The organism is Microbacterium tenebrionis (genome assembly GCF_020682665.1).
Classification (GTDB): Bacteria; Actinomycetota; Actinomycetes; order Actinomycetales; family Microbacteriaceae; genus Microbacterium; species Microbacterium tenebrionis.
Map to the genome: position 1 here is coordinate 312,062 of NZ_JAGTTM010000002.1, position 24,469 is coordinate 336,530.

At 68.9% G+C, this 24,469-nt stretch carries 23 protein-coding genes; 2 read left to right on the forward strand and 21 right to left on the reverse strand.

Translation table 11 applies throughout. The features are described 5' to 3' along the window. Window positions 1–2: 2 nt before the first annotated feature. From KEC56_RS06830 to prmC, 16 genes are all read right to left on the reverse strand, one after another. Window positions 3–2,765: an FtsK/SpoIIIE domain-containing protein gene (locus tag KEC56_RS06830; RefSeq protein WP_227530343.1), complete on the reverse strand. Its 2,763-nt coding sequence runs from the start codon at window positions 2,763–2,765 to the stop codon at window positions 3–5. 56 nt (window positions 2,766–2,821) lie between these two features. Beyond that, window positions 2,822–3,673 (reverse strand): PP2C family protein-serine/threonine phosphatase, encoded by an 852-nt coding sequence (locus tag KEC56_RS06835; RefSeq protein ID WP_227530344.1) that lies wholly within the window; start codon window positions 3,671–3,673, stop codon window positions 2,822–2,824. 111 nt (window positions 3,674–3,784) lie between these two features. After that, entirely contained in the window at window positions 3,785–4,573 is a 789-nt protein-coding gene (locus KEC56_RS06840) for a DUF5684 domain-containing protein (protein ID WP_227530345.1), read from the reverse strand. An 89-nt stretch (window positions 4,574–4,662) separates the two neighbouring features. Further along, the gene (locus KEC56_RS06845; protein ID WP_227530346.1) at window positions 4,663–5,409 is read right to left on the reverse strand and encodes a YaaA family protein; all 747 of its coding nucleotides are present in this window, start codon (window positions 5,407–5,409) and stop codon (window positions 4,663–4,665) included. Window positions 5,410–5,476: 67 nt separating this feature from the next. Beyond that, complete coding sequence (locus KEC56_RS06850) at window positions 5,477–5,737, reverse strand: F0F1 ATP synthase subunit epsilon (protein WP_175986022.1); 261 nt, start codon at window positions 5,735–5,737, stop codon at window positions 5,477–5,479. A 2-nt stretch (window positions 5,738–5,739) separates the two neighbouring features. Continuing rightward, window positions 5,740–7,191, reverse strand: a complete 1,452-nt coding sequence (atpD, locus tag KEC56_RS06855) for a F0F1 ATP synthase subunit beta (protein WP_175986021.1) — start codon at window positions 7,189–7,191, stop codon at window positions 5,740–5,742. Window positions 7,192–7,214: 23 nt separating this feature from the next. Beyond that, complete coding sequence (locus KEC56_RS06860) at window positions 7,215–8,117, reverse strand: F0F1 ATP synthase subunit gamma (protein ID WP_175986020.1); 903 nt, start codon at window positions 8,115–8,117, stop codon at window positions 7,215–7,217. A gap of 19 nt (window positions 8,118–8,136) precedes the next feature. Further along, the gene (gene atpA, locus KEC56_RS06865; RefSeq protein WP_175986019.1) at window positions 8,137–9,777 is read right to left on the reverse strand and encodes a F0F1 ATP synthase subunit alpha; all 1,641 of its coding nucleotides are present in this window, start codon (window positions 9,775–9,777) and stop codon (window positions 8,137–8,139) included. Window positions 9,778–9,824: 47 nt separating this feature from the next. Further along, window positions 9,825–10,613 (reverse strand): F0F1 ATP synthase subunit delta, encoded by a 789-nt coding sequence (locus KEC56_RS06870; protein WP_175986018.1) that lies wholly within the window; start codon window positions 10,611–10,613, stop codon window positions 9,825–9,827. Continuing rightward, a complete protein-coding gene (locus tag KEC56_RS06875; protein WP_227530347.1) occupies window positions 10,613–11,164 on the reverse strand; it encodes a F0F1 ATP synthase subunit B in 552 nt (183 codons plus the stop codon). Before KEC56_RS06875 ends, KEC56_RS06870 begins: the two co-directional genes overlap by 1 nt. Before the next feature lie 28 nt (window positions 11,165–11,192). Beyond that, complete coding sequence (gene atpE, locus KEC56_RS06880; protein WP_147037730.1) at window positions 11,193–11,441, reverse strand: F0F1 ATP synthase subunit C; 249 nt, start codon at window positions 11,439–11,441, stop codon at window positions 11,193–11,195. A 49-nt stretch (window positions 11,442–11,490) separates the two neighbouring features. Then, entirely contained in the window at window positions 11,491–12,291 is an 801-nt protein-coding gene (gene atpB, locus KEC56_RS06885; protein ID WP_175986016.1) for a F0F1 ATP synthase subunit A, read from the reverse strand. A 137-nt stretch (window positions 12,292–12,428) separates the two neighbouring features. Continuing rightward, complete coding sequence (locus tag KEC56_RS06890) at window positions 12,429–12,914, reverse strand: Cg1360 family ATP-synthase-associated protein (RefSeq protein WP_175986015.1); 486 nt, start codon at window positions 12,912–12,914, stop codon at window positions 12,429–12,431. Next, a complete protein-coding gene (locus tag KEC56_RS06895) occupies window positions 12,911–14,098 on the reverse strand; it encodes an MraY family glycosyltransferase (RefSeq protein ID WP_175986014.1) in 1,188 nt (395 codons plus the stop codon). The genes KEC56_RS06890 and KEC56_RS06895 overlap by 4 nt, the downstream gene beginning before the upstream one ends. After that, window positions 14,095–14,808, reverse strand: a complete 714-nt coding sequence (locus tag KEC56_RS06900) for an L-threonylcarbamoyladenylate synthase (RefSeq protein ID WP_175986013.1) — start codon at window positions 14,806–14,808, stop codon at window positions 14,095–14,097. Before KEC56_RS06900 ends, KEC56_RS06895 begins: the two co-directional genes overlap by 4 nt. 47 nt (window positions 14,809–14,855) lie before the next feature. After that, window positions 14,856–15,716, reverse strand: a complete 861-nt coding sequence (prmC, locus tag KEC56_RS06905) for a peptide chain release factor N(5)-glutamine methyltransferase (RefSeq protein WP_227530348.1) — start codon at window positions 15,714–15,716, stop codon at window positions 14,856–14,858. Window positions 15,717–15,822: 106 nt separating this feature from the next. On the opposite strand from prmC, the gene cysK reads away from it, so the two are divergent. Then, window positions 15,823–16,761 (forward strand): cysteine synthase A, encoded by a 939-nt coding sequence (cysK, locus tag KEC56_RS06910; protein WP_175986011.1) that lies wholly within the window; start codon window positions 15,823–15,825, stop codon window positions 16,759–16,761. 8 nt (window positions 16,762–16,769) lie between these two features. Then, entirely contained in the window at window positions 16,770–17,342 is a 573-nt protein-coding gene (epsC, locus tag KEC56_RS06915) for a serine O-acetyltransferase EpsC (protein ID WP_175986010.1), read from the forward strand. A 124-nt stretch (window positions 17,343–17,466) separates the two neighbouring features. Here the strand turns inward: epsC and prfA are convergent, their stop codons facing one another. The 5 genes from prfA to lysA all read right to left on the reverse strand — a co-directional run bounded on the left by prfA (window position 17,467) and on the right by lysA (window position 24,417). Next, entirely contained in the window at window positions 17,467–18,546 is a 1,080-nt protein-coding gene (gene prfA / locus KEC56_RS06920) for a peptide chain release factor 1 (protein ID WP_175986009.1), read from the reverse strand. A gap of 12 nt (window positions 18,547–18,558) precedes the next feature. After that, window positions 18,559–20,592: a transcription termination factor Rho gene (rho, locus tag KEC56_RS06925; RefSeq protein WP_227530349.1), complete on the reverse strand. Its 2,034-nt coding sequence runs from the start codon at window positions 20,590–20,592 to the stop codon at window positions 18,559–18,561. A 167-nt stretch (window positions 20,593–20,759) separates the two neighbouring features. Beyond that, entirely contained in the window at window positions 20,760–21,689 is a 930-nt protein-coding gene (thrB, locus tag KEC56_RS06930; RefSeq protein WP_227530350.1) for a homoserine kinase, read from the reverse strand. Further along, the gene (locus KEC56_RS06935; RefSeq protein ID WP_227530351.1) at window positions 21,689–23,011 is read right to left on the reverse strand and encodes a homoserine dehydrogenase; all 1,323 of its coding nucleotides are present in this window, start codon (window positions 23,009–23,011) and stop codon (window positions 21,689–21,691) included. The genes thrB and KEC56_RS06935 overlap by 1 nt, the downstream gene beginning before the upstream one ends. Then, window positions 23,008–24,417, reverse strand: a complete 1,410-nt coding sequence (lysA, locus tag KEC56_RS06940) for a diaminopimelate decarboxylase (RefSeq protein ID WP_227530352.1) — start codon at window positions 24,415–24,417, stop codon at window positions 23,008–23,010. The genes KEC56_RS06935 and lysA overlap by 4 nt, the downstream gene beginning before the upstream one ends. Window positions 24,418–24,469: the final 52 nt, after the last annotated feature.

Genomic DNA, 24,469 nt, shown 5'->3' on the forward strand with positions numbered 1-24,469 from the left:
GCTCACGCGAGCCGGCCGCCGCGAGTCGGGTCGAGGTCGCGGATGACGACACGCTCCGGAGCCCCGCCGTCCCGGATGCTCCACGCCCGTCCGCGGTGTGTGAGGGCGTAGGGCGGCAGTTCGCGGCATCCGGCCAGTGAGCGCAGCTCGGCCGAACACTCCGCGAGGACGAGCATCTCGCCGTCCGTGCGGATCCGCTGCCACAGCGACCACTGCCGCTGCCAGCTCTCCGCGTCGCCCACCAGGATCCGCGTTGCGGTCGGGTCCGGTGCATGATCTCCGACCGGGACGATCTCCCGGTCCGGGTGGGCGGCGCGGAGAGCCTCGACTGCACGGCGCACGCCGGTGACCACGACGCCGACCGGCCGCTCGGAGGGTCGCCATGTCGGCGGTTCCGACGTGTTCTGCGAGAGCTCGGCATCCGTCCATGCCACCTGGACCTCGATGTCGCCGATCCGCGCGCGTCCCGGCCGGCGATTGCGCAGATATCCGTCGTTCTCGCCGCCCAGGGCGAGGTGCTCGAGCTTCGTGCCCGTCCGCAGCAGCATGCGCTGCGGGAGGGCCTCGAGGACGCGCGACAGCTGCCCGGAGACGCGCCCGGCCGATACCACGAACGTCGAACCGCGCGCCGCACCGGATCGGATGAGCGCCTCGAGGCGTGCGACGAGAGCCATGGCATGGTCTGTGGGAAGAGCGGCGATCAGCTGATCGAGGTCGTCGCACAGGACGAGTCGCGGGACGACCCTGCCCGAGGCCAGCTCGTCCACGGCGTCCCAGGCGCGTTCGGGGTCGGCGGGAATCCAGAAGGCGTGTTCCACCTGGGATGAGAGCACGCGCAAGGCGGTCGTCCGCCCGGACCCGCTCCCGCCGACGACGGCGATGCCCCGATCTGCTCCGGGTTGCAGCGTCACCAGCTGCTGACGCTGCCGCTCCGGCTCGTCGCCGAGTCCGAGAACAACACTCCCCTGGTCCGTCTGATCCCGGTACCGCCCGGCGAGCTCGGCGAGCGCCAGTGCGTGCGGCAGCGGCGGCAGCCACGGACTGGCCGGGGCGACGGACCCCGCCCACTGCGATGCCGCCCCACGCAGGTCCGCCACGCCGGTGAGCGCGACGCGCATGGTCGTCGCCGCGGCATCCTGCGGTCTGCGCACCAGCGCGAGCCCGCGAGACGCGGCTCCTCCGGGGAGCTCTGCCGCATCGTCCGATCCGATGACGAGCCTGCTGTCCGCGGCATCCGTCACCCGCAGACTCACCCGCAGCGGGCAGTTCGCAGCGAGCGCGTCGCGGATCACTCCCGAAGCGCGCTGCGTGCCGAGGATGAGATGCATGCCCAGTGCGCGACCGCGCGCGGCGATGTCGGTGAAGACCACGGCGAGGTCTGGATGCTCCTGCAGCAGGGCGGCGAACTCATCGACGACGATCACGAGCCGGCCCAGGCGCCCCTCGGACTCGGCGATGCTGCGCGCGCCGAGTCCGGCGAGCACCGTCTCACGGCGCCGCAGCTCCGCGGTCAGGCTCTGCACGCCGCGCCGTGCGCCGTCATCGTCGAGATCCGTCATGACAGCGGTGACGTGCGGCAGTTCGCGCAACGGGTCGAACGCAGTCCCGCCCTTGAAGTCGGCGAGGACGAACGCGACGTGCTCCGGCGCGTGGCTCTGTGCGATCGCGGTGATCCACGTGACGAGAAGCTCGCTCTTCCCGGATCCGGTCGTTCCCGTGACGATCGCGTGCGGTCCGTCCTCGACGAGATCCAGGCTCACCTCGCCGCCCTCGGACTGACCGATCACCGCATCGAGACCGGGCCCGGACGGGCGACGGGCGAGGTCGCCGAGCCCGATGAGATCCGGCAGCTGAGCGGCATCGCCCTCGCGGTCCGCGCTGGCTCGCGCAATCGCCTCCGCCTGCGGGCGCGAGAGGCATTCGACGGCTACGTCATCCGTCCCTTCGCCGGTGCGCAGCCGCGACCGCGACGGCTCGATGCAGTCGACGACCGTCGTGATCCCCTCCGGCACGTCGCCGCCGACGGAACGCAGACGGATCTGCGCGGCGGCATCCGGTGCCGGATCGTCGCCGACGACGACGGCGAGTCGCCACGCGCCTCTCTTCGGCGGACGCGCATGCGGGAACGCGGCGAGCCCCAGCCGTTCGAGGCCGGCGCCGGAGATCGCGAGCTGCGACGGCGCATGCTGCAGGCACAGCTGCACGACGAGCGCACGCGCCGCAGCCGCCGTCGACGGGAGCGGACCGCGCAGGCACACGCCTCTGCCCATCGGGACGACGATCGGGGCGTCGGCGAGCACCGCGGCGCGCTCGCGGAATGCCCGCGCACGGTCCTCGTCTCCGGTCACCCGCAGGGCGCTGCGCCGATCGCCGGAGCCGATCACGATCGGCGTCGTCTCGTCGATCGGCGCCAGGTCGCGCAGCGGCGGCTCCTGAACGGCCGCGGCAGCGTCGGGGTTGGTCTGTCGCAGGGCCCTCCGCTCTCGCGCATGCCTTCGCTGCAGCTCCTGTTCGGCCTTCGCCCAGCCCTCCTGCTCCGTCGCGGCGGCCGCCGCGCGTCCGCGGCGGCGCGTCCGGACGCCGTCCAGCAGCGAAGCGCCGATCATCAGCGGCCCGAGCGCCGCGAAGCACAGCGAGAGGATCGACCCTGTGACGAGCCACAGGACGATGCCCGCAGCGATCGGCACCACGGCAGCGAGGATCGGCACCGGTTGGCGACGGGGCTCCTCGGCCGCGGCCGGGAGCGTCAGGGGTTCGACATCCATCCCCCTATTTCAGAGGTTCCGCGGCGACCGGATGCCGTTGTCCACAGCGATCCGGACTATTCGGCGGCTTCGTCCGATGTGGAGGACGAGTCGATCGTGTCGATCTTGGACGTCGCCGTCTCGGCCTCGGGGTCGTGCCCCGTGCGCGCGACCTTCACGACGATGAGCGTGACGTTGTCGCGACCGCCGTTCTCGAGCGCGGCCGCGAGCATCGCGTCGACCGCCGCCCCCGGGTCCTCGTTCTCGCGCAGGAAGTGCTGGATGCCGTAGTCGGTGAGCTCCTTGGTGAGTCCGTCCGAGCACACGACGAACCGGTCGCCGTCGATGACCTCGATGCCGAGGTAGTCGGGCGGGGTCAGCTCGCTCGCACCGACCGCGCGGGTGATCACGTTGCTGTACGGGTGCCCCTCCGCCTCTTCGGGACTGAGCCGGCCCGAGGAGATGAGCTCCTGCACCACCGAGTGATCCGTCGTGACCTGCACCAGGCGCTGGTCGCGGAACAGGTAGACGCGGGAGTCGCCGATGTTGAGCGACACCCAGCGCGGATCGCCGTCGGCGAGATCGAAGAACACTCCGGTGAGCGTCGTCCCGGTGCCCTCGTCAGTCGTATCGGGGTGGGCTGCGATGTCGTCCACGGCGTCCTTCAGGGCGCGCTCGATCGCATCCGTCGTCACCGAGCCGGAGTCGACCACGTCCTGCAGCCGGGCGATCGTGCTCTGACTCGCGATCTCGCCACCGGCGTGGCCGCCCATGCCGTCGGCGACGACGAACAACGGGAACTCGGCGAGGAACGCATCCTGGTTGTTGTCACGGCGCCGACCGGTGTCGGTCGCGCCCGCCCAGGTCAGGGTGATCTCGTCTTCATCTGCGACGGCGACGCTGTGCGTGTGCGTGGTCGTCTCAGACAAGAGGATCCTCCGGGTTCATCGAGGCGTCGTTGGCCATATGTCTACGTTATCGGAGCCGCGGCTCCCGCATGACGAAGGACCCCCGATTCCTCGAGGGTCCTCGTCAACCGGTCAGGCCGGCGGCTGGTTCGGATCCGCGGGCGGAGCCGGGGGTGCCGCAGGCGGCGGAGTGGTCGGAGGCGTGGTGGGCGCCGCCGGAGGTGCACTGGGCGCCGCCGGCGGCGGCGTGGGTGCGCCGGGCGCAGCGGGAGGCGTGGCGGGAGCGGCAGGAGGCTGGTAGCCCGGCTGCTGGTAGCCCGGTGCGGGCTGCTGCTGCGGGTAGCCGCCGGGCTGCTGGTACCCCTGCGGAGCACCGTATCCGGGTGCGGCGCCGGGTGCGGCTGCCGCGGACGGCTGGACGGGGACGCCCTCCCACACCGTGCGGTCGGCCAAGAAGCTGTTCCCGGCCCACGGAGCCGGCGCGATCTGGGCGTTCCAGCGCGACTTGTCGAACGCCATGATGCCGAGCCATACGATGTCCACGAAGATATAGAGCACTACCCACGCGCCCTCCTTCTGCAGCTTCTGTCCGATGCGATAAGCAGCGAGCGCGGTGACGACGCGATACGCCAGACCTGCCAGCGGAAGCAACAGGAACCATCCCAAGAACGGAATGATGACGCCCAGAAGGAACGCGCCGACCAAGTACAGGTACAACCAAGGACTGAGATCGCCCAGCTTCAGGAAGATCAGCTCTCGGTACACGGGCACCCACGCCCGCCATTTTCCCTGCACGCCAGCCTTCTCGAAGATCTTCATGTAAAAGAACGAGTAGAGCACGTAACCTGCTGCAGAGAACACGAAGAAGATGAGGCTCGAGAGAAGCCCCGCGGCAGTGTCGTAGTTGTAGTAAGAGTTCATGAGCCCTCCGTAGTGAACGACGCATTCCGCATCGCGTGAAACACACTAGCGTGACCGGCGCCCGCAGCAACAGACACACGCTGCCCGTCTCAGGATGCGACGACGAGTTCCACGACTGCGTGCTCGGCCGCATCACGCAACTCGATGCCGAGGCCGGATGCCCATGCGCGCAGACCGTCGAGTGAGCGCACGCGCGGGCGGTCCTCGGCAAGCGCTCGGACGAGCTCGCCCTTGGACTTCTTGTTGAAGTGGTTGAGCGCGCGGCCCTGGTCGGTGACGACGCGCACATACGCGGAGGACACCGACGCGGGCACGGGTCCGAGCGCGACGTACGCCTCGCTGCGCAGGTCCAGCACGAACGACGGCTCCTCATCCGCGATGGCAGCGGTCACCGCATCCGCCCAGTGCCGGCGAAGCGGCGGAACCCCGGGAAGGGATGTCCCGGCAGCCAGCCGGTACGCGGGGATGCCGTCCAGCGCACCGACTGGTCCGAAGGCCGCTGCGTGCACCCAGACGTGCGATCCCAGCCACCGCCTGGACGCTGCCCCGAGGGTCGCGGCGTCCAGGGCGTCGTAGAGCACTCCGGTGTAGCGGTCGATCGCAGGCATGGTCGCCGCCTCGCGCAGCATCCGGTTGTGTTCGATGTCGCCGAGCTGACGGTCGCTGAGCTTCAGCACGTGCTGCGCGTGGGCCGGGTCGGCGGACAGGGCCGTGAGAGCATCGACGACCGCCTCGCGCTGCGGTGCGAGCGCGGGGAGCGCGAGGCCCTCGATGCGCAGCGGGCGCGAGCGCCCACCTGGGCGCTTGGTCTCAGAAGGAGGGAGAAGGATCTTCATGGATGTGCGAACAGGCCAGAACGCGCCCGCCGTCAGATGACGGCCGGGCGCGTTCTCGATGCGTCTTTCAGGCGATGAGCGCCGCGTTGCCGGCGACGATCGTCAGCTGGTCGCCCTCCATGGAGAGGAACCCGTCCTGCGCATTGGCGAGGACCTTGCTGCCGTCGGCGCGGGTGATGCGCACCTCGCCCTCGGCGAGGATCGCGAGGATCGGCTCGTGGCCGGCCATGATGCCGATCTCGCCCTCGACGGTCTTGGCGACGACGAGCGTCGCCTCCCCCGTCCAGACCTCCGCATCCGCGGAGACGAGGCTGACCTGCAATGCCATGATCAGCCGTTCTCCTTCTGGATCTGCGCCCACTTCTCTTCGACGTCGGAGATCGCACCGACGTTGAAGAAGGCCTGCTCGGCCACGTGGTCGAACTCGCCCTTGGCGATCGCGTCGAACGACTCGATGGTCTCCTTCAGCGGAACCGTCGAACCCTCGACACCGGTGAACTTCTTCGCCATGTAGGTGTTCTGCGAGAGGAACTGCTGGATGCGACGTGCACGCGACACGACGATCTTGTCCTCCTCGGAGAGCTCGTCGACACCGAGGATCGCGATGATCTCCTGCAGCTCCTTGTTCTTCTGGAGGATCTGCTTGACCGTGGTGGCCACGCGGTAGTGGTCCTCGCCCAAGTAGCGGGGGTCCATGATGCGCGACGTCGAGGTCAGCGGGTCGATGGCCGGGTACAGACCCTTCGACGCGATCTCACGGCTGAGCTCAGTCGTCGCGTCGAGGTGCGCGAAGGTGGTGGCCGGAGCCGGGTCGGTGTAGTCGTCGGCGGGAACGTAGATCGCCTGCAGCGAGGTGATCGAGTGACCGCGGGTCGAGGTGATGCGCTCCTGGAGGAGGCCCATCTCGTCGGCGAGGTTCGGCTGGTAGCCCACCGCCGAGGGCATGCGGCCCAGCAGCGTGGAGACCTCGGAACCGGCCTGCGTGAAGCGGAAGATGTTGTCGATGAACAACAGCACGTCCTGCTTCTGCACGTCGCGGAAGTATTCCGCCATCGTCAGAGCCGACAGAGCGACGCGCAGACGCGTCCCCGGGGGCTCGTCCATCTGGCCGAAGACGAGGGCGGTCTTGTCGAAGACGCCCGCCTCCTCCATCTCGCCGATGAGGTCGTTGCCCTCACGGGTGCGCTCGCCGACACCGGCGAACACGGAGACACCGCCGTGGTCCTGTGCCACGCGCTGGATCATCTCCTGGATGAGGACGGTCTTGCCGACGCCGGCGCCGCCGAACAGGCCGATCTTTCCACCCTGGACGTACGGGGTGAGGAGGTCGATCGACTTGATGCCGGTCTCGAACATCGTGGTCTTCGACTCGAGCTGGTCGAAATTGGGGGCTGAGCGGTGGATCGGCCAGCGCTCGGTGATCTCGATCTGCTCGCCGGGCTCGGCGTTGAGGACTTCGCCGATCACGTTGAAGACCTTGCCCTTGGTGACGTCGCCGACGGGGACGGAGATCGCCTCACCGGTGTCGCGCACCTCCTGGCCTCGGACGATGCCGTCGGTGGGCTTGAGGGCGATGGCGCGGATGAGGTCGTCGCCGAGGTGCTGCGCGACCTCGAGCGTGATCTCGGTGGACTCCTCGCCGATCGTGATCGTCGTCTTCAGGGCGTTGTAGATGTCGGGGATCGAGTCGTGCGGGAACTCGATGTCGACGACCGGGCCCGTGACGCGTGCGACGCGCCCGACGACCGCGGTCCCAGCCTCAGCTGTGGCGGTGGGGGTCATATCTTCGTCTCTTTCTTGAGGGTCTATTTGCTCGACGCGAGGGCGTCGGCGCCGCCGACGATCTCTGCGATCTGCTGCGTGATCTCCGCCTGACGCGCGTTGTTGCGCAGACGGGTGTAGTCGGTGATGAGCTTGTCGGCGTTGTCGCTGGCGGACTTCATCGCCTTCTGCGTCGCGGCCTGCTTGGCGGCCGACGACTGCAGCAGGGCGTTGAAGACCCGGCTCTGGATGTAGACCGGCAGGATCGCATCGAGGACGGTCTCGGCGTCCGGCTCGAACTCGTAGAGCGGGTAGACCGCTCCGGTGTTCTCGGCGGATGCCTCGTTCTCGACGATCTCGAGCGGAAGCAGGCGCACCGTCTCGGGCGACTGCGTCATCATGCTGACGAACCGGTTGTAGACGAGGTGAAGCTCGTCGACGCCGCCGTCCGCACCACCGCGGTTGAAGGCCTCGAGCAGCGTGGCCGAGATCTCCTCCGCGGTCTTGAACTGCGGGGTGTCGGTGTCACCGGTCCACTCGGCCGCCGCCTGGATGCCGCGGAACTGGAAGTACCCGACGGCCTTGCGGCCGACCAGGTAGTACACCGGCTCCGAGCCCTGCGAACGGACGAGCTCGCCGAGCTCCATCGCCTCGCGGAGGATCTGCGAGTTGAAGGCTCCGGCGAGACCGCGGTCCGACGAGAAGATCACGACCGCGGAGCGGCGGATCGTCTCGGGCTCACGGGTGAGCGGGTGATCGACGTTCGAGTACGTCGCGACGGCGGACACGGCCTGCGTCACGGCCCGCGCGAAGGGCGAGGACGCGCGCACGCGCGCCATCGCCTTCTGGATGCGCGAAGCCGCGATGAGTTCCATCGCCTTCGTGATCTTCTTGGTCGTCTGAGCAGAAGAGATCTTCTGCTTGTAGACCCGGAGTTGAGCGCCCATGGTTCAGTACCTCACGCGATTACGCGCGACGACCCTTGACGATCTTCTCCTGGTTCACGTCGTCGACGTCCTGAGCGGCGTGCTCCTCACTGCCAGGGGCACCGATGGACTGGCCCTTGCCGCCCTGGAACTCGAGGATGAAGGCGTCGACCTGCTTCTCCAGCTCGGCGACGGTGTCGTCGTCGAGGACGTTGGTCTCACGCAGCGTGTCGAGCACCTTGGTGTTGCGACGCAGGTGGTCGAGCAGCTCGCGCTCGAAGCGCAGGACGTCTGCGACCTCGATCGTGTCGAGCTTGCCGTTGGTGCCGGCCCAGATCGAGACGACCTGGTCCTCGACCGGGTACGGCGAGTACTGCGGCTGCTTGAGCAGCTCGGTCAGGCGAGCACCGCGGTCGAGCTGACGACGCGATGCCGCATCGAGGTCGCTCGCGAACATCGCGAAGGCCTCGAGCGAGCGGTACTGCGCGAGCTCGAGCTTCAACGTTCCGGAGACCTTCTTGATGCTCTTCACCTGAGCGTCACCACCGACTCGCGAGACCGAGATTCCCACGTCGACAGCGGGACGCTGGTTGGCGTTGAAGAGGTCGGACTGCAGGAAGATCTGGCCATCGGTGATCGAGATCACGTTGGTCGGGATGTACGCCGAGACGTCGTTCGCCTTGGTCTCGATGATGGGCAGACCCGTCATCGAGCCGGCGCCGAGCTCGTCGGACAGCTTCGCGCAGCGCTCGAGCAGACGCGAGTGCAGGTAGAAGACGTCGCCCGGGTAGGCCTCGCGCCCCGGCGGTCGGCGCAGGAGAAGGGAGACGGCGCGGTACGCCTCGGCCTGCTTCGACAGGTCGTCGAAGATGATCAGGACGTGCTTGCCGCCGTACATCCAGTGCTGGCCGATCGCGGAGCCCGTGTAGGGGGCGATGTACTTGAAGCCGGCAGGGTCGGATGCCGGAGCCGCGACGATGGTGGTGTACTCCATCGCGCCGGCCTCTTCGAGCGCGCCCTTGACGGAGGCGATCGTCGAGCCCTTCTGACCGATGGCGACGTAGATGCAGCGGACCTGCTTGCTGACGTCGCCCGACTCCCAGTTGGCCTTCTGGTTGATGATCGTGTCGATCGCGATGGCCGTCTTGCCGGTCTGGCGGTCGCCGATGATGAGCTGGCGCTGGCCGCGGCCGACGGGGATCATGGCGTCGATGGCCTTGATACCGGTCTGCATCGGCTCGTGCACGCTCTTGCGCTGCATGACGCCGGGCGCCTGCAGCTCGAGCTCGCGGCGGCCCTCCGACGCGATCTCGCCGAGACCGTCGATCGGGTTGCCGAGCGGGTCGACGACGCGGCCGAGGTAGCCGTCGCCGACGGCGACCGAGAGGACCTCGCCCGTGCGGCGGACTTCCTGACCGGCTTGAACACCGGAGAAGTCGCCGAGGACGACAGTGCCGATCTCGTGCTCGTCGAGGTTCAGTGCGAGGCCCTGCGTTCCATTGGCGAACGTGAGGAGCTCGTTCGCCATGACACCGGGCAGGCCCTCGATGTGGGCGATGCCGTCCGCAGCGTCCACGACGGTGCCGACCTCGGTCGCTACCGCGCCCGAGGGCTCGTACGCAGCGGCGAAGTCCTTCAGCGCGTCACGGATGACGTCGGGGCTGATCGAAAGTTCTGCCATTGTCTTCCCTTTGTATCTGGGTGCGCGGTTCCCCGCGCGAAGTCGTATTAGCCCGCGAGCTTCTGTCGAAGATCGGCGAGCCGCGCGGAGATGCTGCCGTCGATGACGTCGTCGGCGACCTGCACACGCAGTCCGCCCACGACGGTGGGGTCGATCACTTCGTTGATCGAGACCTGACCGTCATAACGTGCAGCCAGTGCATCACCGAGTCGGGTGCGCTGCGCTGCCGACAGCGGGGCTGCCGTGTTCACGGTGGCGACGATGCGGCCGCCCTGCGCCGACACGATCTTCATCGCACGGTTCAGGATCTGGCGCACGCGCCGGCCGCGGGGCTGACGAACCAGCGACGACACGATGAGAACCGTCGGTGCACTCGCCGTGCCGCCGAGCAGCTTCTCGACGAGAGCGCCCTTCGCCTCGTTGTCGCCGAGGCGTCCGCCCAGTGCGAGCTCGAGCTCGGCGTTGCCGGCGATGACGCGGAGGAACGAGAACAGCTCGCCCTCGATGTCGTCGCTCGGCGCGGCGATTGCTGTTGCTCGGATGGCGAGTTCCTCGATGCCGTCGACGAGGCCGTCGGCATCGGACCAGCGCTGTCCTGCGGCGGTCGTGAGCAGCTGCCTCGTGGTGTCCGACATGCTGGCGAACACGGACGCGACGAGCTTCTCTCGCAGTCCCTCCGGAGCAGCGGGGTCGGCAAGCGCGCCGCTCAGCTGACCGGATTCGCCCACGAGGCGCGCCGCGGTGAACAGTTCACCGGCCGTGTCGAGGGTGACGCCCTTCGCCTGAGCGAGAGCCGCCGTCGAAGCCGCAAGCGCCTGAGTGGTCGCGCTGCCCATTACTTGGCCGCCTTCTCGGACGCTTCGAGGTCCGCGAGGAAACGGTCGACGACCGCGGTGGCACGAGCGTCGTCGGAGAGGGTCTCCCCCACGACGCTACCGGCGAGGTCGATCGCCAGCGTGCCGACCTCGGACCGCAGGGCGACGAGCGTCGACTGACGCTCGGCCTCGATCTGGGCCTGCGCCGCCGCGGTGATGCGCGCGGCCTCGACGGTCGCGGTCTCCTTGGCCTCGGCGATGATCTTCTTGCCGTCCTCACGGGCCGACTCGCGGATCTGACCGGCCTCGGCGCGCGCCTCGGCGAGCTGGCGGGTGTACTCCTCGAGAGCCGCCTCAGCCTGCTTCTGCGCCTCATCGGCCTTGGCGATGTTGCCCTCGATCGCGGCGGAGCGCTCGTCGAGCATCTTCGCCACGTTCGGAAGTGCGACCTTCCACGCCACGAGCAGGATGATGACGAAGCAGACCGCTGACCAGACGATGTCGTACATCGCCGGCAGAAGCGGATTGTGCTCCGCCTCCTCGGCTGCGAGCGTGACAAGAGCGTTCAGCATCCTGTCTCCTTACGTGTGGTGGGAGGGATCAGTAGCCGAAGAGGAAGGCGACGCCGATGCCGACGAACGCGAGGGCCTCGGTGAAGGCGATACCGATCCACATGGTGCCCTGGAGCTTGCCGGACAGCTCAGGCTGACGAGCGATGCCCTCGATCGTCTTGCCGACGACGATACCCACACCGATGGCCGGGCCGATTGCTGCAAGGCCGTAGCCGACGTTCGCGATCGAGCCGGTGATGTCGACGTTGATCTGGGCGAGAACAGAGATGGGATCCACTGGATCTTCCTTTCATTGTTGGGGAGCCGGGGCTCCCCGTTAGCTGTGTTTAGTGTTCGTCCGCGACTGCGAGCTGGATGTAGACCGCGGTGAGGATGGTGAAGACGTACGCCTGGAGGAAGGCCACCAGGATCTCGAAGGCCGTGAAGGCGAAGCCGAAGGCGAGCGTTCCCGCGCCCAGCACCGTCCAGAATCCGCCCATCGAGAAGATGAAGAACTGGGTCGCTGCGAAGAAGAGCACCAGCATGAGGTGGCCGACCATCATGTTCATCAGAAGTCGCAGGGTCAGAGTGACCGGGCGGACGATGAAGGTCGAGATGAACTCGAGCGGGGCGACGATGATGTACAGCGCCGGCGGAACCCCAGGGGGGAAGAGCGAGTTGCGGATGAAGCCCCACGGGCTCTTTCGGACACCGGCGTAGATGAACGTGACGTAGGAGATCACAGCGAGCAGCAGCGGCACGGCGATGATGCTGGTACCTGCGATGTTCAGGAACGGGATGACACCGGTGATGTTGAAGAACAGCACCATGAAGAAGATGGTGGTCAGCAACGGCAGGAACCGGTCGCCGTCCTTCTTGCCGATCATGTCGTGCGCGATGTTCACGCGGACGAGATCGAAACCCATCTCGAGCAGCGCCTGGCCGCGGCCGGGGACGAGCTTGAGCCTGCGCGTGCCGAGCCAGAGGATGAGCACGACGACGATCGTGGCGAGGAACTGCACCAGGTGAATGCGGTGGACCGCGAGCGGGCCGATCTGGAACAGGATCTCCGGGAAGAACTCCGCGATGGACGGTGGATGGAATTCATCCGATGCGAATCGGACGAGGAGGCTCCCGGCGTGAGTCAACGTTGCTCCAGCTTCTGGGCACCGATCAGGATCGGCGCGAAGATTTGGTGAGGGATTCGAGCTGAGTCGGGATTTCTCGCACGACGCAGGAAGTCGCTCAGCGAACCCGGATTCAGACTATCAAGATTTTTTCAGGCTCACGAATCCTCGCGGGCCTCGGGGTCACGCGTCGGCAGCTCGATGTCCGATACGTGCGGCACCCGCAGCCGGCTGAACGCGACGGCGTCGATCACGAGGCTCACGATGATGCCGGCCACGAGCGATCCGAAGATGACGCCGGGGACGACCCAGCTCTGCCCGCGCAGGATGACGATGGCGACGATGAAGATGACGAGCTTGAGCAGCCACCCGCCCATCACGATGCCGAAGAACACCGTCGCGAACATCTCGCGGCCGTAGAAGCGGTTCGCGATGAGGACGCTGACCGGCGTGAGTGCGAGGAAGACGACCGCGAGGCCCACTCCTGCGAGCCCGCTCCACAGGCCGTCCGTGCCGGCGACGAGGAACCCGATGCCTCCGCCCAGCACGATGAGAACGACGGCGGCGATCCCCGTCCAGAGCAGGACGGTGCGCAGGACCGGGTTGATGGCCGGGGCGGTGGGCTGTGCGGGGATGTCGCTCATCGGGTCTCCATGGATGCGGCGGGCGGCGCGGGTTCGTCGGGGGCTGGCGCGTGCGCGGCGGGCGCACGGTGGGTGGGAAGAAGGGTCACGACGAGGCAGGCGGCGGCGCCGATCACGCCGAACGCGACTCCGGGGAGGTACTGGCCCGGCCAGTCCTCGCGGGATCCGACGTACATGAGGAGCACGGCGAGCGAGATCACTGCCGTCCAGGCGTAGAAGATGATCACGGCATCGCGGTCGCGGTGGCCGAGGTCGAGCATCCGGTGATGCAGATGCTTGCGATCGGGTGCGAACGGCGATCTCCCGGCGCGCATCCGCCGGAACACGGCCAGGCCGAAGTCCAGCAGCGGCAGCATGACGACGACGACCGGGAGCAGGATCGGGATGAAGGCGCCGAGCAGCTGCGAGCGCCCGAACTCCTGCGGGTTCATCGCAGCGGAGGACATCTGGCCGGTCAGCGCGATCGCCGACGTCGCCATGAGCAACCCCATCACGAGCGCGCCCGAGTCCCCCATGAACAGCTTCGCCGGGCTCCAGTTCAGCGGCAGGAAGCCGATGCACGCGCCGATGAGGACGGCTGCGATGAACGAGGCGAGGTTGAAGTAGCTCGACGCGCCGGAGTCGCGTGTGAGGATGAACGAGTAGGCGAAGAAGACGCCGTTCGCGATGAGGCAGACGCCGGCGACCAGCCCGTCGAGGCCGTCGATGAAGTTCACGGCGTTCATGACGACGACGATCGCGACCATCGTCACCGCGATGCTCAGCCAGCTGGAGACGATGACCATCTCGCCGAGCGGCAGCGACAGGATCTGCAGACCGCCCACGACCGTGATGATCCCGGCCGCGAGGAACTGCGCGCCGAGCTTGATCATCCAGTCCAGATCCCACAGGTCGTCGATGACCCCGATCACCGCGATGAGGAGTGCCGCGGCGAGGATCGCCCACATCGTCTGCGGCGGCACCCACATGATGGCGAAGAAGGGGTTCGCCGCCGAGACGCCGATCGCCGCGGCGATTCCGATGAACATCGCCACTCCCCCGAGTCGCGGGGTCGGTGTGGTGTGGACGTCGCGTTCACGGATGCCGGGGTAGAGCTTGAAGCGCAGGCTCAGCTGCCAGACCGCCCACGTCGCGATGAACGTGATCGTCGCGGTGAGGATGATCGTGAAGACGTACTGCTTCACGCCGTGCCGTCCGCCGCGTCCGCAGACGACAGCCGCGGTTCGAGCAGTTCGCCGAGGATGCTCTCGAGTCGGCGCCGGGTCACGGCGCCTTCGCGCAGGATGCGCACCCGGGGCTCGCCCGCGTCGTCTGCACGACGGTGCACGAGGGTGGTGGCGTCGATGATCGTGGACGGGATGCCCGTCTCGCTGGTGCCGCCGTCGAGGTAGACCGAGACGCTGTCGCCGAGCATGGCGCGCGCCTGTTCGGCGGACACCGCCGCGCTCTTGCCCGTGAGGTTGGCGCTCGAGACCGCGAGCGGCCCCGTCTCGGCGAGCAGCTCCAGGGCGACGCGCTGATCGGGCATGCGAACGGCCACGGTACCCAGAGTGTCGCCGAGGTCCCAGGACAGGGACGGCTGCGCCGGCAGCACGATCGTGAGCCCGCCCGGCCAGAGCTCATCGACGAGGCGCTGAACGGGCTCGGGGACCTCTTCGACGAGGGCCGCCAGCGCGGACTGTCCGGACACCAGAACGGGCGGCGGCTGGTCGCGTCCGCGGCCCTTCGCGTCGAGAAGGCGCTGCACCGCGGCCGGCGTGAACGCATCGGCTGCGATTCCGTAGACGGTGTCTGTGGGCATCACGATGAGCTCGCCGCGCGCGATCGCCTGGCGCGCGTGACGCATTCCGGCGAGCAGCTGAGCCTCGTCGCCGCAGTCGAAGAGTGAGGACATGACCCCCATAGTCTACGGGTTCGGTCTGCCCGTCCCCCGTGCCGGCATCAGGGGCGCAGCGCCGTGGTCGCCCGATCGCGCTGCGTCAGGTCGCGGTGCGTGGTCGGGGCCCGCCAGCCGTCGCGTTCGAGCAGCTCGCGGATCTGCGCCCCCTGGAGCTCGCCGTGCTCGATCACCAGCAGCCCGCCCTGCCGAAGCAGCCGCAGCGCACGCGTGCTCAGCACGCGGACGACGTCGAGCCCGTCCGCGCCGCCGTAGAGGGCGAGCGCCGGATCGTGCAGCCGCACCTCAGGGTCGCGCGGGATCTCATCGTCCGGAACATACGGCGGGTTCGAGATGACGACCGATGCGGTGCCGTCGAGCTCGACGAGGGTGTCGGCGAGGTCGCCGAGCACGAGGGTGAGGTTGTCGGCAGCTGCGGTGTTGCGGGCCGCCCACGCGTGCGCGTCCGGGGACAGCTCCACGGCGAAGACCCGCGCGTGCGGCACCTCGCTCGCCATCGCGAGGGCGATCGCACCGCTCCCGGTGCACAGGTCGACGGCGACGGGTTCGGCCGAGGCGTCCGCCGCCAATGCGTCGATCGCGAACTGCGCGACGATCTCGGTCTCGGGGCGCGGGACGAAGACACCCGGCCCGACCGCGAGCTCGAGATGCCGGAACGGAGCGACGCCGGTCAGATGCTGCAGTGGTTCCCGTGCGGCTCGGCGGTCGACGAGAGCGTCGAGCGCCGAGGCATCCGCATCGTCCAGCGAGTCGCCGCGGACCATCGCCGCCTGGATCTCTCCGCGGCTGAGCCCGCGCACGTGGCCGACGAGCAGTTCCGCGTCGACGAGCGGGTCGGGGACGCCGGCGGTGGACAGACGCTCGGCGGCGGCTCGGACGGCGGCGGCGAGAGTGGTCTGCGGCATCCTTTCAGCGTACGTCGTCGCGCCGCCGCGATCGTCACATTGGCCCAGTGCTGTATCCGCTCGCATAGGCTGTGAGGGCACCCGTTCCGCGAACGAAAGGTCAGCCATGCCCGGCATCCACAACGACATCACGACCGCCTTCGGCAACACCCCTCTGGTGCGCCTGAACCGCGTGACCGAGGGCGTCGGCGCGACCGTTCTCGCCAAGCTCGAGTTCTACAACCCGGCATCCAGCGTCAAGGACCGCATCGGAATCGCGATGATCAACGCGGCCGAGGCCGCCGGAGCGCTCCAGCCCGGCGGCACGATCGTGGAGTCCACCAGCGGCAACACCGGCATCGCCCTGGCCATGGTCGGCGCGGCGCGCGGTTACAAGGTCATCCTCACGATGCCGGCATCCATGTCGAAGGAGCGGCGCGTGCTGCTGAAGGCGTTCGGCGCGGAGATCGTCCTCACCGACCCGACGAAGGGTATGAGCGGGGCGATCGACGAGACCAAGAGGATCGTCGCCGAGACGCCGGGAGCCGTCTGGATCAAGCAGTTCGAGAACGCGGCGAACCCGCAGATCCACCGCGAGACCACCGCCCAGGAGATCCTGCGCGACACCGATGGGAGCGTCGACATCCTCGTCGCGGGCGTCGGCACCGGCGGCACCGTGACCGGCACGGGTCAGGCGCTCAAGGCGGCCAAGCCCGAGGTGAAGGTCATCGCCGTGGAGCCCAAGGACTCCCCCGTCCTCACCGAGGGCCACCCCGGCCCGCACAAGATCCAGGGCATCGGTCCGAACTTCGTTCCCGGAGTCCTCGATCGCGAGGTCCTCGACGAGGTCATCGCCGTGGAGTTCGACGAGTCGCTCCGCCTGGCGCGCGAGCTCGCGGCGAAGGAGGGGCTGCTGGTCGGCATGTCGTCCGGTGCCGCGCTGTCTGCGGCGCTCCAGGTCGCCGCCCGACCGGAGAACACGGGCAAGACGATCGTCGTGGTGATGCCAGACACCGGTGAGCGCTACATCTCGACCGCGCTGTTCGAGGATCTGCGCGAGAGCTGAGCCGCTCGATGAACGCCATCTCGCGGGTGCGCGAGGACATCGCCGCTGCGCGGCTGCGCGACCCCGCCGCGCGCACAGGCCTCGAAGTCGCGCTGCTCTACCCCGGCCTGCACGCCATCTGGGCGCATCGTGCATCGCACGCGTTGTGGCGTCGAGGGCTGCGTCTGCTCGCGCGGGCGAACTCGCAGCTCGCCCGCGCGATGACGGGGATCGAGATCCACCCCGGAGCGAAGATCGGGCGGCGCTTCTTCATCGACCACGGCTCCGGCGTGGTGATCGGCGAGACCGCAGAGGTCGGCGACGACGTGATGCTCTACCACGGGGTCACTCTCGGCGGCCGCACGAGCGACGACACGGGCAAGCGGCATCCGACCCTTGCGGACGGCGTCGTCGTGGGCGCGGGGGCGAAGATCCTCGGGCCCATCACGGTGGGACGGAACACCGTCGTCGGCGCGAATGCCGTGGTGACCAAGGACGCACCCGAGGAGAGCATCCTCACCGGCGTTCCGGCACGTGCCCGCAGGCGCCGCGGGCACGACGATTTCAGCGACCTGCGTCTGGCCTCGGACTACGCGATCTGACTCGGCGTGCGCGCTTCGTCTCGCGCGATCCGCTCTTGAGGAAGATCTTCGGCAGCAGGAGAGCGGAAACTTCGGAAGAGGAAGCCGGTCACACCACGGAGCCGAGACCCTGCGACGTGGCGTTTCAGTCCTCCTGGCCGAGCGCTGCCAGGCGTGCCTCTTCGTCTGCCGTGATGGCGCTGTCGATGATCGGATCGAGCGCGCCGTCCATCACCTGATCGAGGTTGTACGCCTTGAAACCGGTCCGGTGATCGGCGATCCGGTTCTCCGGGAAGTTGTAGGTGCGGATGCGCTCTGAGCGGTCCATACCGCGGATCTGCGACTTGCGCGCGTCGGATGCCGCGGCGTCCAGCTCCTCCTGCTGCTTGGCGAGCAGACGCGCGCGCAGCACGCGCATGGCGGCCTCGCGGTTCTGCAGCTGGGACTTCTCGTTCTGCATCGAGACGACGATGCCCGTCGGCACATGCGTGATGCGCACCGCGGAATCGGTCGTGTTGACGGACTGACCGCCGGGCCCCGACGAGCGGTACACGTCGATCTTCAGGTCGTTCTGGTCGATCTGCAGTTCTTCGGGCTCGTCGACCTCGGGGAAGACGAGCACACCGGTCGTGGAGGTGTGGATGCGGCCCTGCGACTCGGTCGCCGGCACTCGTTGCACACGGTGCACACCGCCCTCGTACTTCAGGTGCGCCCACACGCCCTGCGCGGGGTCGGACGAGGAGCCCTTGATCGCGACCTGGACGTCTTTGTACCCGCCGAGATCGGATTCGTTGCGCTCGAGGAGCTCGGTCTTCCAGCCCTTGTGCGCGGCGTACTGCGTGTACATGCGCAGCAGGTCGGCGGCGAACAGCGCGGACTCCGCGCCGCCCTCGCCCGCCTTGATCTCCATGATCACGTCGCGGGCGTCGTCGGGGTCGCGCGGGATGAGCAGGCGGCGCAGGCGCTCCTGCGTCTGCTGCACGTTCTCCTCGAGGGACGGGATCTCCTCGGCGAACGCGTCATCGTCCTTGGCGAGCTCGCGCGCCGCGTCGAGGTCGTCGACAGCCGCGATCCACGCGTCATGCGCAGCAACGATGCGGCTCAGCTCCGCGTAGCGCCTGTTGACGCGCTTCGCGCGGGCTGCGTCGGCGTGCACCGCCGGGTCGGAGAGCTCCTCCTGCACCCGGCGGTGTTCGTCGATCAGCGCCTGGACGGACTCGAACACGCGGTGCTCGGATCAGCGGATGCTGTTCTCGTGCCCGTGGCTGTGGCCACCGGCGACGGGAGCGGGCATCGACTTCTGCATCTGCACGAGGAACTCGACGTTGGACTGCGTCTCCTTGAGCTTGCCGAGCACGACCTCGAGGGCCTGCTGGGGGTCCAGACCCGCAAGGGCGCGACGCAGCTTCCAGGTGATCTTGACCTCGTCCTGCGACAGCAGCATCTCCTCGCGGCGGGTGGACGACGCGTTGACGTCGACGGCCGGGAAGATCCGCTTGTCGGCGAGGGCGCGAGACAGACGCAGCTCGCTGTTGCCGGTGCCCTTGAACTCCTCGAAGATGACCTCGTCCATCTTGGATCCGGTCTCCACGAGCGCCGTGGCGAGGATGGTGAGCGAACCACCGTTCTCGATGTTGCGAGCAGCGCCGAAGAAGCGCTTGGGCGGGTACAGCGCCGAAGCGTCGACACCACCGCTCAGAACGCGCCCAGACGCGGGAGCCGCGAGGTTGTACGCACGGCCGAGGCGCGTGATCGAGTCGAGCAGCACGACGACGTCGCGGCCGAGCTCGACGAGGCGCTTGGCGCGCTCGATGGCGAGCTCGGCGACCGTGGTGTGGTCCTCCGCCGGACGGTCGAACGTCGAGGCGATGACCTCTCCCTTGACGGTGCGCTCCATGTCGGTGACCTCTTCGGGACGCTCGTCGACGAGAACGACCATGAGGTGGACCTCGGGGTTGTTCTGCGCGATCGCGTTCGCGATCTGCTGCAGCACGATCGTCTTGCCCGCCTTCGGGGGCGCGACGATCAGGCCGCGCTGGCCCTTGCCGATCGGCGCGACGAGGTCGATGATGCGCTGGGTGAGCTTCTCGGGTGCGGTCTCCAGGCGCAGGCGCTCCTGCGGGTAGAGCGGTGTGAGCTTGCCGAATTCGACGCGGGTCGCCGCGTCCTCGACCGAGAGTCCGTTGATCGAGTCGACCTTGACGAGGGCGTTGTACTTCTGGCGTCCCTGCTGCTCGCCCTCGCGGGGCTGCTTGATGGCGCCGACGATCGCGTCGCCCTTGCGCAGGTTGTACTTCTTCACCTGTCCGAGCGAGACGTAGACGTCGCTGGTGCCGGCGAGGTAGCCGGTGGTGCGGACGAACGCGTAGTTGTCGAGCACGTCGAGGATTCCGGCGATCGGGATGAGGACGTCGTCCTCGCCGATCTCGGTCTCGAACTCGTCGGATGCTCCGCCGCCGCGGCGCTTGTTGCGCTGGCGGCCACGGCCGTTGCCGTTGCCGTCGTCGTCGGAGGAGGCGTTCTGCTGGCCGTCCTGAGCGTTCTGCCCGTTTCCGCCGCGGCCTCGGCTGCGGCTGCGGTTCCGGCTGCGGCCGCGGCCGGCACCCTCCTCGCCATCGCCCGCCTCGGAGCCGTTGTCACCGGCGTCGTTCCTGGCGTTCTGCTTGTCGTTCTGGGCCTGGTCCCCCTCGCCCTTCGCGGGGGCGGCGGACTCCTGCTTGGCGCCGGACTCCTGCTTGGCGCCGGACTTGGCGTCGCCGGACTTGGCGTCACCCGACGCGGCGTCGCCGGAGTTCGCGCCGTCGGGCTTCGCCTCACTGGAGGCGGCCTCGGCGGGCGCGGCGTCGGCCTTCTTCGTGCGGCGTCCGCGTCCTGACTTCGGAGCGGTCTCGGCACGGCCCTCGGCGGCATCGGACGCCGCGCCCTCGGAAGCCGGTGCGGCTGCCTCGGCCTCGGCGGGCGCGGCCTCGGCGGGCGCGGTCTCGGCATCCGCCTTCTTGGCGCGGCTGCGGCGCGGAGCCTTCGCCTTCGGCGCGTCTGCGGCAGGAGCCGCATCCGACGCCGGAGCGTCGCCCCCGGCCGGCGCGGACGTGACCGGAGCGGACTCGGCCGGAGCGGACTCGACAGGCTCTGCGGCCTTGGCCGCAGCGGTCGCCGTCGTCGCACGTCGCGGAGCACGCTTGCGGGGGGCCGCGGTCTCGGTCGCCGCTGCGTCAGCGGCAGGGGCCGAGGTCTCGGCCTGGTCGTTCTGGGTCTCGGAGAATGTCTCCACGAGTACTCCCTTATATGTCGTGGGAAATGAGCATGTCTCGCGCACAACGGGTGCTGTGCGCGATCGCACGGACAGACGCTCGGCGTCCGCCAGCCAGTACCGGAAATGAAGCACTGGGGGTTGCGTGCGGGTCTCGCAGATTTGCGATGGGGGCCAGATTCACGAAATTACGTGGAGCCCTCCGCTCGATCCCTAACTGTACCACCACGCACGTCGACGGCCAGCATGAGGCCCTCCCACGGAGTGTCCGTCACGGAATCGGCGAGTTCCTTCGCGGCCTGGCGTCCGCCGGGCCCGTCGCAGAGCACCAGGACGCTGGGTCCTGCACCCGAGACGACGGCGGCGAATCCGGCGGCACGCAGCGCCTGCACAAGCGCGCTCGTCTCGGGCATGGCTTCGGCGCGGTAGTCCTGGTGCAGCCGGTCGGCGGTCGCGTCCAGGAGCAGCTCCGGGCTCTGCATCAGCGCCGCGATCAGCAGCGCCGTGCGCGACACGTTGAACACGGCGTCCTCGCGGGAGACCTGCGGCGGCTGCAGGGAGCGCGCCAGGGTCGTCGACATCGTCCGCTCTGGCACGAGCACAAGCGGTGCGACACCGCGGTGCACGAGAAGCTTCTTGTGCTGCGGGCCGCTCTCCCCCGTCCAGGCGATCGTGAGTCCGCCGAACAGCGCCGGGGCGACGTTGTCGGGGTGGCCCTCGAGCTCGGTCGCCAGGCGCAGCAGCTCGGCGTCGCTGAAGTCGACGTCACCGGCGAGCAGTCCCTTGGCGGCGAGGACTCCGGCTGTCACGGCCGCGCCGGAGGAGCCGAGGCCCCGCCCGTGCGGCACGCCGTTGCGCGCCTCGATGCGCAGACCCGGCATCTCGCGCCCGGCGTCGGCGTACACGTGCTCGATCGAGCGGACGACGAGATTCGACTCGTCCCGCGGGATCTCCGCCGCACCGGAGCCTGCCACCTCGATCTCGAGGCGATCGTCGTCGAGAGCGGTGACGGTGAGCTCGTCGTACACGCTGAGCGCGAGCCCGAGCGTGTCGAACCCTGGCCCGAGGTTGGCGCTCGTCGCCGGAACCCGCACCTGAACCGTGCGCACCTCGGGCATCACTCGCCTTCCACGCGCAGCACGGACACGACCCGCTCGACGACTTCGCTCGCGGCGAGGTTCTCGACCGTGTCGCTGAGAGCCTGCTCGGCCGCCCGGTGGGTGCCGATCACGAGCCGGGCGGTCGTGTCGTCCTCGCCCTCGACGGTCTGCACGACCGTGGCGACCGAGACGCCGCCCTCCGACAGGATGCCCGCGATCGTCGCGAGGACTCCGGGCTGGTCGTTCACCTCGAGGGTGATCTGATAGCGCGTGATGACGTGGCCGATCGGCACGATCGGCAGGTTCGCTCTGGTGGACTCCCCCACTCCGACGCCACCGGCGATGTGCCGGCGTGCGGCGGAGACGACGTCGCCGAGCACGGCCGATGCCGTCTGAACGCCGCCGGCGCCGGCGCCGTAGAACATCAGGGAGCCGGCGGCCTCCGCCTCGACGAAGACGGCGTTGTTCGCGCCGTGCACGGAGGCGAGCGGGTGCGATCGGGCCACCAGCGCCGGGTAGACGCGCACCGAGATGGACTCGGCGCCGTCGACCGTGATGCGCTCGCACACCGCGAGCAGCTTGATGACGAACCCGGCGGCGCGCGCCTCGTCGATCATCGACGCGGTGATGCCGGTGATGCCCTCGCAGTGGACGGCATCCAGCGGAACCGTGGTGTGGAAGGCGAGGGACGCGAGAATCGCGGCCTTCTGCGCGGCGTCGTGGCCCTCGACATCAGCGGTCGGATCCGCCTCGGCGTAGCCGAGCCGCTGAGCATCCGCGAGCACATCGGCGAAGTCCGCACCCTCGGAGTCCATCCGGTCGAGGATGTAGTTGGTCGTGCCGTTGACGATGCCCATGATGCGCACCACCCGGTCGCCGGCGAGCGAGTCGCGCAGCGGACGGATGATCGGGATGGCGCCAGCGGCCGCAGCCTCGTAGTACACCGATGCGCCGACCTGATCGGCCGCCTCGAACAGCTCCGTGCCGTGCGTCGCCAGCAGCGCCTTGTTCGCGGTGACGACATCCGCGCCCGAGTTCAGAGCGAGCAGCAGGTTGCCGCGAGCCGGTTCGATGCCTCCCATGAGCTCGATCACGATGTCGCTGCCGACGATGAGGCTCTCGGCGTCCGTGGTGAACAGCTCCTTCGGGAGCTCGACGTCGCGCGGAGCGTCCACGTCCCGCACGGCGATCCCGGCGAGCTCGAGCGATGCGCCGGCACGGTCGGCCAGTTCGTCGCCGTGGCGCAGCAGGAGGTCGGCGACCTGCGAACCCACCGCGCCGGCGCCCAGAAGCGCCACGCGGAGTCGTCGGTACTGATCGCTCGATTCGGGCTGGGTCATCGTGCTCCTTCGTTCATGCCGATTCCGGCGTCCCGCGCCAGAAGATCCTCGATGGTCTCGCCCCGGACGATCACGCGGGAGGCGCCGGCGGAGACCGCGACGACCGCGGGGCGGGGTACGTGGTTGTAGTTGCTGGCCAGCGACGCGCAGTACGCCCCTGTCGCCGGCACCGCCAGCAGGTCGCCGGGGGCGACGTCGCCGGGCAGATACTCGTGGTCGACGACGATGTCGCCGGACTCGCAGTGGCGACCGACCACCCGGGCGAGGGCGGGCTCGGCATCGGTCGTCCTCGACGCGATCCGGGCCGAGAACTCGGCGCCGTACAGCGCCGGCCGCGCGTTGTCGCTCATGCCGCCGTCGACGCTGACGTACAGTCGGGTCGCTCCGGAGTCCAGGCGCACCGGCTTCGTCGTGCCGACCTCGTAGAGCGTGACGCCGGCTGTGCCGACGATCGCACGGCCGGGCTCGAAGGACAGGATCGGCAACGGGATGCCGCGCTCTGCGCATCCGGCGGCGACCGCGTCGACGATCTCGGTCGCCAGCTGCTCGATCGGCGTCGGGTCGTCGACGCTCGTGTAGGCGATGCCGAAGCCGCCGCCGAGGTTGAGAACCGGCACCTCGCCGCCGGCCCGCAGCCTCTCGTGCAGCTCGAGCACGCGGGCGGCGGATTCGCGGAACCCCGCGACGCCGAAGATCTGGGAGCCGATGTGGCAGTGGAGGCCCACGAACTCGAGCGACGGGAGCTCGCGGATGCGCGCGACGGCGATCTCGGCATCCGCGAAGGTCATGCCGAACTTCTGGTCCTCGTGGGCGGTGGCGAGGAAGTCGTGCGTCTCGGCGTGCACGCCGCTGTTGACGCGGACGAGCACCCGCTGGACGACGCCCGCGCGCGCGGCGATCTCGGCCGTGCGCTCGACCTCGATGGCGCTGTCGATGATGATCGTGCCGACGCCGACGGACACCGCGCGCTCGATCTCGGCGGGCAGCTTGTTGTTGCCGTGGAACCCGATGCGTGCGGCATCCACGCCCGCCGCGAGCGCGACCTCGAGTTCGCCCCGCGTGCAGACGTCGATGTTGAGGCCCTCCTCGGTCACCCACCCGGCGACCGTCGTGGAGAGGAAGGCCTTGCCGGCGTAGTACACGCGCGCTGTGCCGCCGTGGGAGGCGGTCGCCGCGGCGAACGCCTCGTGGAACGCACGGGCGCGGGCGCGCACCTCGTCCTCGTCGAGCACGAGCACCGGCGTGCCGTGCTCCCGCACGATGTCGGTGGCGGTCATTCCACCGAGGACGAGGCCTCCCTGCTCATCGCGCCGAGCGGATGCCGGCCACACGCCGTCGGCGAGAGCGTTCGCGTCGTCGGGGATGACGAGCCAGTCCGGGGCGAGCGAGTCTGCAGGGGAAAGCACACAGCACCAATCGTGGGAGGGGACCTCAGCGGAACGGGCCACGCGAGGCTGC